Annotated in this window: 16 protein-coding genes; 12 read left to right on the forward strand and 4 right to left on the reverse strand. The window is 54.6% G+C overall.

Going from position 1 to position 14,556, the window contains the following annotated elements:
- Positions 1-241: integrase core domain-containing protein (locus L1D47_RS01910; RefSeq protein ID WP_239882331.1), on the forward strand; the 241-nt coding region annotated here is incomplete at its 5' end.
- 114 nt (positions 242-355) lie between these two features.
- Here L1D47_RS01910 and L1D47_RS01915 read toward each other — a convergent pair.
- The 3 genes from L1D47_RS01915 to L1D47_RS01925 form a co-directional block, all read right to left on the reverse strand.
- Positions 356-1,528 (reverse strand): 4Fe-4S binding protein, encoded by a 1,173-nt coding sequence (locus L1D47_RS01915; protein ID WP_239882382.1) that lies wholly within the window; start codon positions 1,526-1,528, stop codon positions 356-358.
- Positions 1,529-1,750: 222 nt separating this feature from the next.
- Positions 1,751-2,401: a DUF2959 domain-containing protein gene (locus L1D47_RS01920; RefSeq protein ID WP_239882332.1), complete on the reverse strand. Its 651-nt coding sequence runs from the start codon at positions 2,399-2,401 to the stop codon at positions 1,751-1,753.
- A gap of 24 nt (positions 2,402-2,425) precedes the next feature.
- Entirely contained in the window at positions 2,426-2,647 is a 222-nt protein-coding gene (locus tag L1D47_RS01925) for a hypothetical protein (RefSeq protein WP_011867341.1), read from the reverse strand.
- 95 nt (positions 2,648-2,742) lie between these two features.
- On the opposite strand from L1D47_RS01925, the gene L1D47_RS01930 reads away from it, so the two are divergent.
- From L1D47_RS01930 to L1D47_RS01950, 5 genes are read left to right on the forward strand one after another with little or no spacing between them, the layout of a single operon-like run.
- Complete coding sequence (locus L1D47_RS01930; RefSeq protein ID WP_239882333.1) at positions 2,743-3,660, forward strand: virulence factor BrkB family protein; 918 nt, start codon at positions 2,743-2,745, stop codon at positions 3,658-3,660.
- Positions 3,657-4,613, forward strand: coding sequence for an alpha/beta fold hydrolase (locus tag L1D47_RS01935; protein WP_239882334.1), 957 nt, complete (start codon positions 3,657-3,659; stop codon positions 4,611-4,613). The genes L1D47_RS01930 and L1D47_RS01935 overlap by 4 nt, the downstream gene beginning before the upstream one ends.
- Positions 4,614-4,652: 39 nt before the next feature.
- Positions 4,653-5,201: a hypothetical protein gene (locus L1D47_RS01940; protein ID WP_239882335.1), complete on the forward strand. Its 549-nt coding sequence runs from the start codon at positions 4,653-4,655 to the stop codon at positions 5,199-5,201.
- Between the two features lie 59 nt (positions 5,202-5,260).
- Positions 5,261-5,698: a D-aminoacyl-tRNA deacylase gene (gene dtd / locus L1D47_RS01945; protein WP_239882336.1), complete on the forward strand. Its 438-nt coding sequence runs from the start codon at positions 5,261-5,263 to the stop codon at positions 5,696-5,698.
- Positions 5,699-5,700: 2 nt separating this feature from the next.
- Positions 5,701-6,162, forward strand: coding sequence for a thioesterase domain-containing protein (locus L1D47_RS01950; RefSeq protein WP_239882337.1), 462 nt, complete (start codon positions 5,701-5,703; stop codon positions 6,160-6,162).
- A gap of 296 nt (positions 6,163-6,458) precedes the next feature.
- On the opposite strand, the gene L1D47_RS01955 is transcribed toward L1D47_RS01950, so the two are convergent.
- Entirely contained in the window at positions 6,459-7,022 is a 564-nt protein-coding gene (locus tag L1D47_RS01955) for a NapC/NirT family cytochrome c (RefSeq protein WP_041508907.1), read from the reverse strand.
- A 394-nt stretch (positions 7,023-7,416) separates the two neighbouring features.
- On the opposite strand from L1D47_RS01955, the gene L1D47_RS01960 reads away from it, so the two are divergent.
- The 6 genes from L1D47_RS01960 (at position 7,417) to L1D47_RS01985 (ending at position 14,508) form a co-directional block, all read left to right on the forward strand.
- The gene (locus L1D47_RS01960; RefSeq protein WP_239882338.1) at positions 7,417-7,851 is read left to right on the forward strand and encodes a hypothetical protein; all 435 of its coding nucleotides are present in this window, start codon (positions 7,417-7,419) and stop codon (positions 7,849-7,851) included.
- A 128-nt stretch (positions 7,852-7,979) separates the two neighbouring features.
- A complete protein-coding gene (locus L1D47_RS01965) occupies positions 7,980-8,432 on the forward strand; it encodes a DUF2057 family protein (RefSeq protein ID WP_239882339.1) in 453 nt (150 codons plus the stop codon).
- 105 nt (positions 8,433-8,537) lie between these two features.
- Positions 8,538-8,945, forward strand: coding sequence for a hypothetical protein (locus L1D47_RS01970; RefSeq protein ID WP_041508908.1), 408 nt, complete (start codon positions 8,538-8,540; stop codon positions 8,943-8,945).
- Between the two features lie 255 nt (positions 8,946-9,200).
- Complete coding sequence (locus L1D47_RS01975) at positions 9,201-9,740, forward strand: heavy metal-binding domain-containing protein (protein WP_239882340.1); 540 nt, start codon at positions 9,201-9,203, stop codon at positions 9,738-9,740.
- A gap of 23 nt (positions 9,741-9,763) precedes the next feature.
- Positions 9,764-11,356 (forward strand): efflux RND transporter periplasmic adaptor subunit, encoded by a 1,593-nt coding sequence (locus L1D47_RS01980; protein ID WP_239882341.1) that lies wholly within the window; start codon positions 9,764-9,766, stop codon positions 11,354-11,356.
- A gap of 8 nt (positions 11,357-11,364) precedes the next feature.
- Positions 11,365-14,508 carry an efflux RND transporter permease subunit gene (locus tag L1D47_RS01985; protein ID WP_239882342.1) on the forward strand — a complete coding sequence of 1,048 codons (3,144 nt, stop codon included), beginning with the start codon at positions 11,365-11,367 and terminating at the stop codon, positions 14,506-14,508.
- Positions 14,509-14,556 lie beyond the last annotated feature (48 nt).

Raw genomic sequence — 14,556 nt, forward strand, 5'->3', positions numbered from 1 at the left:
GAGTCGACGAGGAAACTGCTGGGACAACAGCCCGATGGAGCGCTTCTTTAGAAGCTTAAAAACAGAATGGATACCGATGACCGGCTATCGGGATATCGGTGAGGCTAAGAGTGAAATTTCGCGATATGTGACGGGGTATTACAGTCAGCTGAGACCACATCAATATAACGGTGGGCTGACACCCAATGAGTCAGAGCGAAGATATTGGCTTGAATACAAAACCGTGGCCAATTTTAGTTGACCACTACATTGCAATGAAGGTGCGACCTTCAATTCTCGCCTAGATAACGATGTCCCTGAGGGCAAAATTATCATGGGCACCCCAACCAAAAAGGTACCCCTTACCGAAAGGGTATCAATGCCCTATTGACCCCAAATGCTGTATCAAATACATCCTGATCTCGGTCGGCGTCTGGCTGACCCAGAACCCGCCAACATAGGCAATCAGCGGGATAATAAACAGCAGCAGTAACAGCATGATGGTCAGTCCGCGGGCCGACAGCTTGATACCGTTGCGGGTACTGAGATGCAGCGCCTTTGGCTTAGGGCAGGCTGAGATGCAGCGCATGCAGGCCTGGCACTCGTCCGAGCGCACCGTTCCTTGCACATGTACCTTGATGTTGGCGGGGCAGGCGCGGGTGCATTTGTCGCAATTCATCCCCTTGGCCTCGATGAGGCAGTGCTGAGTGCTGCGGCGGATCTTAAACGGACTCAAGAAGCTGGTGAGGCCGAGCAGGGCACCGTAGGGACAGATGTAGCGACAGAAACCCTGACGACGCCAGGCGGCGAGCAGCAATATGACGGCGAAGCAGGCGAGGGTGATAAGCCCTGGGGTGATGAAGAGCGCCATCTTGTGATCGGCGATCTTATGATAGTTACCCTCAAGATAGTGGGGAATCGAAGCTGACGGCATGCCGAGCACGATATAGAGCAGGCCCTCCAGCAGCAGGTATTTCAGCATACGCAGCGGCCAGTCGAGCCAGGCCGGTGGCAGCAATTCCGGCTTGATGAAACGCTTTCTTAGCTTATACAGGTATTCACCGGCGAGCCCTAAGGGACAGGCCCAGCCGCAGAAAGCACGCTTACATAGCAACCCCGTGAGGATCACCACTGTGAGCATCACCGCAGCTGCCGGATGATTCTGATCCCAGATGCCAAGGGTGAGGATAGCCTTAAGCTCTATGGCCCCGGCGATAGGCAGGAAGGCATCTCCCACGTCGGGGCGCATCAGGTAGGGCGTAATGCCTAGCTTAAGCATGATGGCATTGGCCCCATATTGAAGGCCGACCAATAGCATGGAGAGTGCCAGTAGGTGTTGTATCCGCTCCCTGAGAATATTGGCGCGCATCTCACCTTTGATGAGGTCACTGTGATATCTGCTGGCGAGGGCTAGTACTCCGACGGTTAACAGCAGGGCGACAAACAGTGGCCAATAAAGGGTCACCAGCGCTGCGCCTATTAAGGCCGCTCCTGTCGTGACTGCGCCCCAACGTTTGCCACTCCAGTAGAGTAGGCTGACACTATAGATTAAGGCTAAGGGATTCGATAAGGCTCATACTGGCTAGCCAGGTTACTGAATGTATCAATAAGAGGGGTTGCCGGTATAGTTAGTTCGTGTTGGTATGTGGTTTTGTGCGCTGACTCGCGAAATCGAGTTGATTAGGAATGGGTAAGGGGATCTATATCCGTTTGTTAATAAAGGTTTAAAATAAAAGCACCCAGGCAACCCCAGGTGCTTTTAAGCAAAGTATTACTTGTTGCCTTCCATCGATTGGATGAAGCGATTGGACTCGGCAATCGACTTGTTCATCTCTTTGATTAGGCTGGAGATATCGGTTTGCAGGCTGGCAAACTCGCCCTTGATGGCACCTATGGCCTGGGCGTTGAGGTTGTGCTTGAGGTAGAGCATGTTGTCTTTCATGGCCGTCAGGATAGGCGGCATCTTGCTCTCGGCGCGGCGCATGGTGCGTACCAGCTGCTCGTAGGAACGACGGGTCTCGCGCAGCTTGGTTTCGCTGTTGCGGCGTAGGCTGGCCTTGCTGATCTCGCTAATTTCCGCCTGCCATTCGTCAAACAGCGCCTCGGCGACATCTTCTACCTTGTCGATGCGGTCGCTCACCTCGTCGGCGGCCTCCTGAGAAGATTCATATTCGTCTCTGGCCTTCTCGTAGGCGCTCTGCAGATCGCCACCGTCGTGGTTCAGCAGGGCCTGCATCTCTTCCAGCGCCGAGCTGAACTGCTCCTGGGCTTCTTCCTGAGACTCTTTGGCGGCGTTCACGCGATCCACCATGATGTCGCGCTTATGGTAGCCCACCTTCTCCATGGCACCATAGTAGGCGCTCTGACAGCCGCTGAGCATGACGACGGCACCCAGGGCCGCTGCGGTGATGAGTTTTTTCATCCTGACGATTTCCTTGTTAGACGGTTAGTCGGCCTTGAATTTAGCGGCGTCTATGATGCTCCACAGGTGAGCGATACCGCCTATGATGGCAGGGACGATCAACCACCACAGGGCATAGCCCACTATGGTGACGACACAAAACAGGAGTGCCGCCAGGATGCGTCCTTGTACTAATTGGCCCAGGCCTGGGAAGAAGAAGCTTGCGATGGCGGCAATCACGTTGCCAGCCGAACCTTGTTGGGACATCAATTTATTCCTTACACTTGTATCTAGTGTCTTTAAACTTGTAATCTTACTGTACCAAGATACGCAGTTAACCCCACTTGAATCAAGAGAATAACGTGATAAATAGAATAGATGTGAGCCTGCTTCGTTCGATCATGCTGGGTATCTGGCAGTTCATGATACATCTAAAGCAGCGTGTCGCAGAAGACCAGATAAATATGCGGGCGGGTCACCTGGCTTACGTTACCTTGCTCTCTCTGGTGCCCATGGTGGCGGTGACCATGTCTATGCTGTCGGCCTTCCCCGTGTTTAAGGGGATCCGCAGCCATATCGAGACCTTCATCTACGACAACTTCATCCCCTCTGCCGGGGATAGCGTGCAGATGTATATCAACGAGTTTGTCGCCAACGCCTCCAAGGGCACGGCTGTGGGTATCGGCGCCCTGGTCGTGGTGGCCATCTTACTGATCTCCAATATCGATAAATCGCTCAATGGCATCTGGCGCACCACGGAGAAGCGCTCCATGGTGGTTTCCTTCTCCATGTACTGGATGGTGCTGACCTTAGGGCCCGTGTTGATGGGGGCCAGCCTGGTAGCCACCTCTTATGTGGTGTCTCTCAAGCTGTTTAGCGGCACGGAACTCAGCGGTGTGGTGCCGCTCCTGGTAGAGCGTCTGCCCATGTTCTTCTCGGTTGCCACCTTCCTGCTGATCTACATGGTAGTGCCCAATACTAAGGTGAAGTTTTTCCACGCGCTGCTCGGCGCCATCGTCGCGGCGTTGCTGTTTGAGCTGGGCAAGAAGGGCTTCGCCCTGTACCTCACCGAATTTCCTGCCTATGAGGCCATCTATGGTGCCCTGGCGACTATCCCCATCCTCTTCGTCTGGGTGTATCTCTCTTGGATCATCGTCCTGATCGGCGCCGAGATCACCGCGGCCATGCCCGAGTATCTGGATAAGCGTCTGATGGAGCTGGTGAACAAGGAGCTGGCAGATGATGAGCCTGATGAGCATTTCGACGAGTCCAAGCGGTGAGTCCGGCTAAGTCGCATCCGCTGATCCGTCAGGATTGGATAGATGTCGGCGAGGGGCACCAGCTGTTTCTGGCGCAATATGGTGATCCCCAGGGCATTCCCGTGCTCTATCTGCATGGTGGGCCGGGGGCCGGCTGTAATCCTCTCGAGTTGAGGCTGTTTATCGACCGCGGCTTTCATATCTACCTGCTGGATCAGCGCGCCGCGGGTCGTTCCAAGCCCTGTGGCGAGCTGGCCAATAATGACTTTCCCAGCCTGGTCAAAGATATCGAGCGCGTGCGCCATTGGGCGGGTGTCGAGGCCTGGTGCCTGCTCGGCGGCTCCTTTGGCGCGACCCTGGGGTATCTCTACAGCTGCGTCTATCCTGAGCGGGTGCAGTCACAGATCTATTGGGGCATGTTTATTCCTTCATATGAGGGGATGCAATGGCTCTATGGCCGGGGCGGTGCGGCGCAGATCTTCTCCGGTGAGTATCGCCAGTTTGCCGCCGGACATGGGGAGTCTCTCGAGCAGTTATTTGATCATTTCGAGACCGGATTTAGCCATCAGGATGCCGAGGTTCGCCGTAGCAGTGTATGGCGTTGGCTCCGTTGGGAGCTGGCCCTGGCCGTTCCCGGCTTCGAGTTAAGCGAGGCCCTGGCCGAGCAGGGCGGAGCCTTGGCGAGAGTGGAGCTGCATTATGCCCGCAATCAATATTTTGGCGGCTATCAGCTGATGAAGAAGGTAGGTGGGGATCTCACCTGCCCAACCATCATACTGCAGGGGGAGCTGGACTGGGTCTGCCCGCAGCGTCTGGTGGACGAGTTTCTGGTGGAACACGGTCCTAGCCTATTGAGGTCACGCCTGGTGAAGGGTGGCTATCATACCCTCGCCGACAGTAAGATGTGCCTGGCGGTCGCCGAGGCGGTGACCCAGATGGGGCGCTATCTGGCCGCCGGTAAAGAAGACAAGTAATAGACAAGTAAAGCGGTATAGCTAAAGGAAGCAGATAACATGAAGAAGAGACTGATCGTCGTTTTGGCGCTTGTGGTATGTACTAATGTGTTGGCGACCGAGCGCACGCCCCAGCCAGTGCCAGAGCGGGTCTATTTCAGCGGCATGAGCGATGAGCTGGCTACAGATGCCCTGCTGGTGTCGCTGATCAACAAGAATTATCTGGCTAAGAAAGTGGGGCCGAATAAGGTGGGGGTGCAGCTGGGAAATCATCAATTTGTGCTGCAGCCAAGCCTGAATCCAGAGGGAATAGACCGTATCTTGGCGTCCCGTTTCTACGCGGTGAGCCCTAAGCTGGTGGGCTCCCAGGAGCTGGTGGCGCTGATCGGCACCCTGAACGATAAGCTGAACTTTGCTAAGTTTACCCTGAGGGAGGAGGGTAAGGTGATCCAGGTCCAGGGGGCGGCGACCTTTGTTGGCACCTTGGAGCTGGAGGAGCTACGCCGTTTTCTTATCTGGACAGATGATGCCCTGATGCGGGTGGGGCAGGCCTTGCCCAATAGCGCCGAGCAGTTGATTAAACCCATTCCCGTGATGTCAGCCAACTAGAAGCATAAGGGCTACGGGCGTAGCCGTGATAAGCGTTAAGCAATAGGAGTCGAGCGGTAGTGATTGCCTTAATACAGAGAGTGAAGCAGGCCAAGGTCGATGTAGATGGCCAGACCATAGGCGCCATAGATAAGGGCCTCCTGGTCTTGCTGGGGGTCGAACGTGAAGACGACCAGGCCAAGATGGAGAAACTCGCCACCAAGGTGATGAGCTATCGCGTGTTTAGCGATGAGCAGGGCAAGATGAACCTGAATCTCAAGCAGGTGGGCGGGAGTCTGTTGGTGGTTTCTCAGTTTACCCTGGCGGCGGATACCGGCCGCGGCCTGCGCCCGAGTTTCTCCGGCGCCGGAACCCCGGAGCAGGCTAAGCACCTCTATGAGGCGTTTGTCAATTACTGCGCCGCCCAGGGCGTGCCCGTGCAGACCGGCGAGTTTGCCGCCGACATGCAGGTGAGCCTGATCAACGACGGTCCGGTCACCTTTAATCTGCAGGTGTGATAATGATGCAGCAGATACAGGAACTACTCGGCGAGCTGGAGCGCACATGGCATAAGACGATCCCCGTCAGCGCCTTCATGCAGATAGCCCCAAAAGCTTATGAAGGGCAGACCCTGACGGTGAGTGCGCCGCTGGCGCCTAACATCAACCTGCATCACACCATGTTTGCCGGCAGCATCTATACCCTGATGACACTGACTGGCTGGGGCATGGTCTGGTTGCAGCAGCGACTTGCCGGCGTCGAAGGGGATATCGTCCTAGGCAAGGCGGATATTCGTTATCTGGCGCCCGTGGGGGAATCGCCTCAGGCGCGGGTGACCTGGCCCAAGGCCAATGAGCCGGATGGGGAGCTGAGCCTGTTAGGCCAAGGTAAGCGGGCCAAGGTGAAGCTAGAGGTGAGCCTCTACTGCGGCGAGCAGTGCTGTGCCCAGTTCCAGGGCACCTATGTGAGCCTGCCTAAATAATACCAATTGTAATAAATAATTGATCATTCTAGCTTGTTAAAACGCTCGATAACTGTATTAGTATTTTTAATTGTAGAATAACTACTTATCTAAAAATCCTGCTTTGTTCTCAAGTGTTTTTCCTGCGCTATTTCTGATCACATGTTTACTGTGATTGGTATAAGCTTGTCTTAGCGTCTATCAGCGTCGCCAATCGCGGCGCACATTTTAGGTCGCTAAAACAAAAACGCCTGATGATTATCATCAGGCGTTTTTCGATCAAGATAGCAATCTTAGATTGCCGTCAGGCTGGCGGATTATCCCTTAGGATAAGGGTGAGCTACGCCTTTGTGACAGTCTACACAAGTCTTACGCTTGTCAGCATCTTTCTTGAAGTTGTTGGCGTGCATTCTCTTCGCCATCTTCTTCATGGTTTCAGGCTGGTTCTCGTAGATACGAGTGTGACAGTGCTGGCAGTTAGCGCTGTCGTTAGCGCGGAAGTATTTAAGTGCTAGGTCAGCCTGCTCTTTACGGTTTTCATCCAACCACTCTTGAGTGTTGAAGCCGTCGATAGTGAGGAAGCCGTATAGATCTTTCGATACGATGATCTTCTTGATCAGGTAGTCAACCGGGCCGTGTGGCAAGTGACAGTCTTGACACTGAACGGTTACGCCCGCACGTCCGCCGCCGTGAGCCGACGCCATCACCTCATCTTTCAGAGAGTGGTTGCTGTGGCAAGACATACAGAATTCATCTGTACTGGTTGCATGTAAAGTTTGTTGTGTCGCAAAGTAGCCCACAACACCGACTACAATACCCACCACGAGTAGGGCAAATATTGAGTATTTCGCGCTAGGTTTGAATAGTGCACGCCAGTTCATCACTCTATCTCCAAAATAATATGTTTATTATATCTATTATATTTAATGCATCTCTGTAGCTGAGAGTATAACCAGAAGACGCCGCTTGATCTGGCTTTAAAACCGTAAAATGAGAGCTAGCTCTAACTCTATCTTACATAAGCAAGATTTTGTGAAATCGCTCATAATACATGCGCATTTACTAAAGTTATAGTAAAGACCATGACATGACAAGTTCGTCGCAACTTTTACTATTTAGTAATGATTTTGTTGGATTTTATGGGGTTATTATCTATTGCTAATATGACGATTGTTCGCGAAATGGAAAAATAATTTAATAGGCAGTGAACCTTTTTTAAAGGCGCCTGTCTATTATGGTAATTCCGGTTCAATTAATGACGTTTTTCTCGTTTATATGACACGTATCTTCGGCAAGTTTGTATTGATCATCGCCCTACTGGGTCAGTTTATTCTGACACCAGCCATGGCCATGCCCAGTGCACTCATGTCTATGATGCAGGGCGACCATATGGCGATGGCTCAGGATATGAGTCAGGTCATGAACCAGGAGATGACACAGGTCACCCAAGCCGTAAAGACCGGCATGCAGATGTCTCATCAGGGGCAGGCATGCAAGATGTCTGGCGACAACTCGCTGGTGGATTGCGAGGCTCTGTGCGCCGCCATGGGCCCGGGCGATTGCATGACCCACTGCGCCTCGACCCTAGGTAACCTGAGCGCCAGCGTGCCATCATTGGCCTTTCAGCCTGTGTCTGGTCTGATTATGACCACTGGTTGGTCGCTACAGACCGCCGATCTCACCCCCCTATCACCCCCTCCCATTGGTTAATGGTTCGTCTTCAACCCGCGTAACACGCACGTACAAAGCTCGAACACGAATCTGCCGCGCCGCTAACCTCATATGGCGTGGCCAACAATTTGCCAATTTGTCAGGCCTATGCCTGATGGGAGTCGATTATGAAAACACGTCATATCTTTGCCAGCACACTCGTTACCAGCACACTGAGCGCTTTCCTTGCCCTAGCCATGGTTAACGCCGCCAGCGCCGCCAGCCTCACTCTGCCCGACGAGATACAGGTGCAAGGTGGAGACGTTAAGCTAGGTCATCAGCAGAGTGTCTTAACCTTAGATTCGGGTAAGCAGCTGGTGGAGTTGGTCTATCGCGACATCTTTGCCGTTAACGCCGATGATTCCGGTGTCTGGGTGACTTCGCAGCCGCTTTATTTAACCTTAGATGTCAAAGCTGATGATGCCTATCGCCTGGTGTTGCCCGAGATACTGAGCCAGCAGGACGCTGAGGCCTTCATTGATGCGCCTAAGGTGCACCTGGTGTCGCAAAATGGTCGGCAGCAGGAGCTTACCCTGATGAACCATCAGGAGTTGATGGAAAAGATCTGGCTGGCGAAGTAATGCCGCTCGATTTAGGTGACCTTGATATATTGGAAATGTGAGTTTTATCAAGGCCTCATCTTGATATTGTGATAGACTTGGATCATCTCATTATAGGGTTACATCATGCGTCAAACGCTTAGGCATCACACGTTAGTCATCTTCACACTGCTCGCTCTGCTGGGCCAGGTGTTGTTGGCTAATGGCATGGCGATGATCCCCTACGCGCAGGCGGATGAAATGCCTATGATGCAGATGAATAATGGCGATAACTGTCATGATGACGGTGCAAAGATGCAATCTCACTGCTGCGATGATGAGCAAAATGTGCTTCCCGCTGCTCAGCATTGCTGTGAAGGCAAAGGATTTTGTAAGGGAGATTGTAATCACTGCATGGTGATCTCTGTGACAGGCACGCTGTTTACCGTTACGCCCTGGCCTGGCGTAGCCGGTTCCGAGTCTATCCTGGCCACTCAAATGCCTCATTTCCACTCTATCTCTTTAGGCTCAGCCTTCCGACCGCCGATCGCCTGATCTTCTGTGGCGCCTGGTAGACGGGCCGTCCGAGTCTAAATCGATATACCTATTGTTTATCAATGTTTTACTAGGTATGTTGGCGTATTTAATCCCGCTTTCTTGGAGACTCTCCATCCGCCGGGTGCGCCTCAACGATAGCTTCACTGATGTTTAACGAAAAATGAATTATATTAGCCGCATATTAATTACCTTTGAGTTAAGTTGCGTAATATCTACGCGCTTTATGCGGTTATCCTTTGATGGAGTCCATAGATGAAAACCCTGATCAGTCTGATTTTAACTGCGTTTATCTTTGTGAGCACGGCCCCAATGGCCTTCGCCGAGCAGCATCATGCTGCGGCGGCCGAACAAGGTTATGACTGCCCCATGCATCCTGAAGTGAAAGGCGCCAAGGGCGATACCTGCCCTAAGTGCGGCATGAACCTTGAGCCAGCGGCGCAACATGCCACGGCCAAACACCATGGTAAGGACTGCGACAAGTGTCCTCACCATCAACATGCTAAGGCCGATAAGGCAGGCGGTTACGAGTGTCCTATGCACCCAGAGGTGAAAGGCGCCAAGGGCGACACCTGCCCTAAGTGTGGCATGAACCTGGAAAAGGCCAAGACGGCCAAGGCCGGTAAGTCATGCGACAACTGCCCTAAACATAAGCATCAACACGATATGGCTAAGCAAGGCTATCACTGCCCTATGCATCCAGAAGTGAAGGGGGCGAAAGGGGATTCATGTCCTAAGTGTGGCATGTTCCTTGAGCCTGTGGCGAGCGCCGATAGCGGCCACAAGCATCACTAGTTTATGAGTGGAGATGAGGCATTATGAGTCAGGTAAATTCGAAAAACAGAGGCCAAAAGCTCGCTTATCTTTTGAGTCTTTTTATGGTGGCGACTCCGCAGCTGGGGCATACCCAGGCGCTAGAGGCCAACACGGCCCACGGACACGAGGCGCACCAACATGCGGCGGGAGAGAAGACCTATGTCTGCCCTATGCACCCCGAGGAGACCAGCCACGAGCCGGGAAGTCGTTGCCCCAAGTGCAACATGTTTCTGGTAGAGCAGGAAACCGAGACGAGTGAGAAGAGTTTGACGGCCGGGCATGAGCAGAAGACCTATGTCTGCCCTATGCATCCCGAGGAGACCAGCCACGAGCCGGGAAGTCGTTGCTCCAAGTGCAACATGTTCCTGGTGGCCGAGGAGGAAGAGGAGTCGATTAGCACTAAGGCACAGGCCGAGATGGATCACAGCCAACACGATCCCTTGGCTCAGGCAAAGCCTGCTCCCCTTACCGGTGAGCCATCGATCAAATATGTCTGCCCCATGCATGCCCATATCGTTAGCGATGTGCCCGGCACCTGTCCAATCTGTGGCATGAATCTGGAGAAGGTGGAGATGTCGGCCGATGCGCAGCAGATTGAGATAGATGTCTCTGGCAGCATGCAGCAGGCCCTGGCGCTTAAGGTGGCTAAGGCTGAGAAAGATACCCTGTGGAAGTTTGTCCAGACAGTGGGCCAGATAGGTTACGACGAGAGCCAGATCAACCATGTGCACGCCAGAGTCAACGGCTGGATAGAGAAGCTGGCCATAGATTCAGTGGGCGACAAGATCACCAAGGGGCAGCTGCTGTATGAGATCTACTCGCCGGATCTGATCAACGCCCAGGATGATTACCTGTTGGCGCTAAGCAGCCTGCAGAGCTCCAAGGAGAGCCGCAATTATCAAGACCTGGTACGTAAGGCGGGGCTACGCCTGGAGTTACTGGGGATGAACAAGGCGCAGATTAAACAGCTCGCCAAGACCAAACAGACCCAGTATCGGGTGCCTTTCTATGCCAAGACAGACGGTATCGTCAAGGCGCTGACCGTGCGTGATGGCATGTATATTCAGCCAGCCACAGAGGTGATGTCTGTGGTGGATCTATCTAAGGTGTGGGTGATTGCCGATGTGTTCGAGAATGAGCAGAGCTGGCTTGCCATAGGTCAACCCACAGAGGTTTCTGTGCCGGCCATGGATCTTAAGGGCGTAGAGGGCAAGATTGACTACATCTATCCCGAGTTGGATCCCGTGACCCGCAGCCTTAGGGTGCGTATTGTGCTGGCCAATAACGAGGTGGCCCTGCGTCCCAATACCCTGGCCAAGATAGAGATCTACGGCGGTCCGAACGAGGATGTGCTGGTGATCCCTCAGGAAGCCCTGATCCAGACGGGCAAAGAGAACCGCGTCATCGTCAAGCAGGGTGATGGTAGCTTCCTGGCCCGCAAGGTCACCGTCGGCATGATGTCGCAGGGCAAGGCGGAGATCTTAAGCGGTATCGAGGAGGGCGAACAGGTGGTGACCTCGGGTCAGTTCCTGCTCGATTCAGAGGCGAGCCTGAAGGGCAGCCTGATGCGTCTTAGCAGTGGTCATCAGCACTAGGGGGCGCTATGTTAAAGAAAATTATCGAGGCCTCCATCGCCCAGCGCTTGATGGTGCTGATCATCGCCTTGATGATCACCGTCTGGGGCGTGCAGGAGCTGAGAAAGACCCCCTTGGATGCGCTGCCGGATCTGTCGGACGTGCAGGTGATCATCAAGACACCTTACCCAGGTCAGGCGCCCAAGTTGGTGGAAGAGCAGGTGACTTACCCGCTGTCTACCGCCATGCTGGCAGTGCCCGGCGCCAAGACGGTGCGGGGCTACTCCTTCTTCGGCGACTCCTATGTCTATGTGATCTTCGAAGATGGCACCGACATCTATTGGGCACGCTCGCGGGTGCTGGAATACCTGAGTCAGGTCAGCAGCCGACTGCCCCAAGGCTTGCAGCCCTCACTGGGGCCCGATGCCTCAGGGGTGGGCTGGATCTATGAGTATGCCTTGGTGGATCGCTCGGGTAACCTGGATCTCTCCCAGCTCAAGAGCCTGCAGGATTGGTACCTCAAGCTCGAGCTGCAGAGTGTGGCCGGTGTCTCCGAGGTGGCGACCGTCGGCGGCATGGAGCAGACCTACCAAATAGTGATCGAACCCGACAAGCTGGCCATCTACAAGTTGGACATTGCCGCGGTGAAGAATGCCATTAACAAGTCCAATACCGAGGCGGGCGGCTCTGTGATCGAGATGGCCGAGGCCGAGTATATGGTGCGCGCCAAGGGGTATCGCCAAACCCTGGACGATTTCAGGGAGATCCCCCTGGGGGTCACCAGCCCGTCAGGCACTGCGCTGCTACTCAAGGATGTGGCGACAGTGCGTAAGGGCCCAGCCTCTCGACGCGGCATTGCCGAGCTAGACGGTGAAGGTGAGGTGGTGGGCGGTATCATAGTGATGCGCTACGGCGAAAACGCCCTGGCCACCATAGACGCGGTCAAGGCCAAGCTGGAACAGCTCAAGGCGGGTCTGCCTCAAGGGGTGGAGATCATCCCCACCTACGACAGATCTGAGCTGATCAACAAGTCGGTAGAAAATCTGTTCCACAAGGTGATCGAAGAGATGCTGGTAGTGGGCCTGGTGTGTCTGCTGTTCCTACTGCACGCGCGCTCGACCCTAGTTGCCGTGATCACCCTGCCGCTGTCGATTCTGATCGCCTTTATCGTGATGAATAAGATGGGGGTTAACGCCAACATCATGAGTCTCGGCGGTATCGCCATCGCCATCGGCGCCGTGGTGGATGGTGCCATCGTGATGATCGAGAACATGCACAAGCACCTGGAGCACTTCAAGGACGAGTATCGCCGCGACCCGGACAACAAGGAGCATTGGCATATCGTCGCCAAGGCCTCCATCGAGGTGGGCCCGGCGCTGTTTTTCTCGCTGTTGATCATTACCCTCAGCTTCGTGCCCGTGTTTGCCCTCGAGGCCCAGGAGGGACGCCTGTTCAGCCCGCTGGCCTACACCAAGACCTTTGCCATGGCCGCGGCGGCGATCCTGTCGATCACCTTAGTGCCCATCCTTATGGGCTACTTTATTCGCGGCAAGATCCCCAAGGAGACCAGCAACCCCATCAGCCGGGTGTTGATCGCCCTCTACAAGCCGTCGCTCAAGCTGGTGCTGCGTTTCCCTAAGATCACCCTGCTTTTGGCGGTTGTCGCACTGGGCAGTGCCTGGTATCCGGTGACTAACATGGGCAGCGAGTTCATGCCTGAGCTGGAGGAGGGGGATCTCCTCTATATGCCGACGGCGCTGCCTGGCATCAGTGCCAGTAAGGCGGCCGAGGTGCTGCAACAGACCGATAGGTTGATCAAGACGGTACCCGAGGTGAAGCGGGTGTTTGGTAAGGTAGGACGCGCCGAGACGGCGACCGACCCCGCGCCGCTCACCATGCTGGAAACCACCATAATGCTTAAGCCCAGGGAGGAGTGGCGTGAGGGCGTCGAGCTGCAGGATGTGATCGACCAGCTGCAGAAGACGGTCAAGGTGCCAGGTCTCACCAACGCCTGGGTGCAACCGATCAAGACCCGTATCGACATGCTCTCGACCGGTATCAAGACTCCTGTGGGGATCAAGATCACCGGCGCCGACGTCAATGAGCTGCAGAAGGTGGGGGCCGACATCGAGGCGATCCTCAGCCAGCTACCTAACACTAAATCGGCCTATGCCGAACGTGTGGGCGGCGGTCGATATGTGGACATCACGCCTAAGCTGGATGTGGCCTCGCGCTATGGCATGACACTGACGGATATTCAGGATGTAGTGCGTTACGCCATCGGCGGCATGGACATAGGCGAGTCGGTTCAGGGTGCCGAGCGTTACCCGATCAACCTGCGTTATCCGCGGGCGTTGAGAGACAACATAGAGAAGCTCAGGGAGCTGCCGGTGATCACTAAGTCGGGCCACTATTTGCCGCTGCGTAACCTGGCCGATATCGAGATCACCGACGGGGCACCTATGCTCAAGAGTGAGAACGGTCGCCTGATCTCCTGGGTGTTTGTGGACATTCAAGACACCTCAATAGGTGAGTACATCAAGGAGGCCAAATCGGCGCTGGATCAGGGGCTCAGGGTGCCACCGAGATACAGCTATAGCTTCGCCGGCCAGTATGAGTACATGCAGCGGGTGGACGCCAAGCTGAAGAAGGTGATCCCTATGGCCCTCGGGGTGATCTTCATCCTCTTGATGATGACCTTTGGCTCGCCACTGCAGGCCTCCATCATCATGCTGAGCCTGCCGTTTGCCCTGGTGGGCAGCACCTGGTTGCTGTTTGCGCTGGACTTCAACATGTCGGTGGCCGTGGCGGTGGGTATGATTGCGCTGGCCGGGGTGGCCGCCGAATTTGGGGTGGTGATGCTGGTCTATCTGAACAATGCCATCAAGCATAGGCAAGAGACAGGTGGCTACGAGTTTGTGGCGGACCTCAAGGAGGCCCTTATTGAGGGCGCCGTGATGCGCATTCGTCCCAAGGCGATGACGGTAGCCACCATCTTCTTCGGCCTATTGCCCATCATGTGGGGAGCAGGCTCGGGTAACGATGTGATGCAGAAGATCGCCGCGCCTATGGTGGGAGGCATGATCACCGCGCCGCTACTGTCGCTGTTTGTGCTGCCGGCTCTCTATCTGCTCATCTATGGCCGTCGCCTGAAGCATTCGGCCGAAGGCTAGGTGTTTGCAGCGGATACAAAAAAGCACTGCTAAGGCAGTGCTTTTTTA

The sequence above is a fragment of the Shewanella sp. Isolate7 genome, from assembly GCF_022398425.1.
Classification (GTDB): domain Bacteria; phylum Pseudomonadota; class Gammaproteobacteria; order Enterobacterales; family Shewanellaceae; genus Shewanella.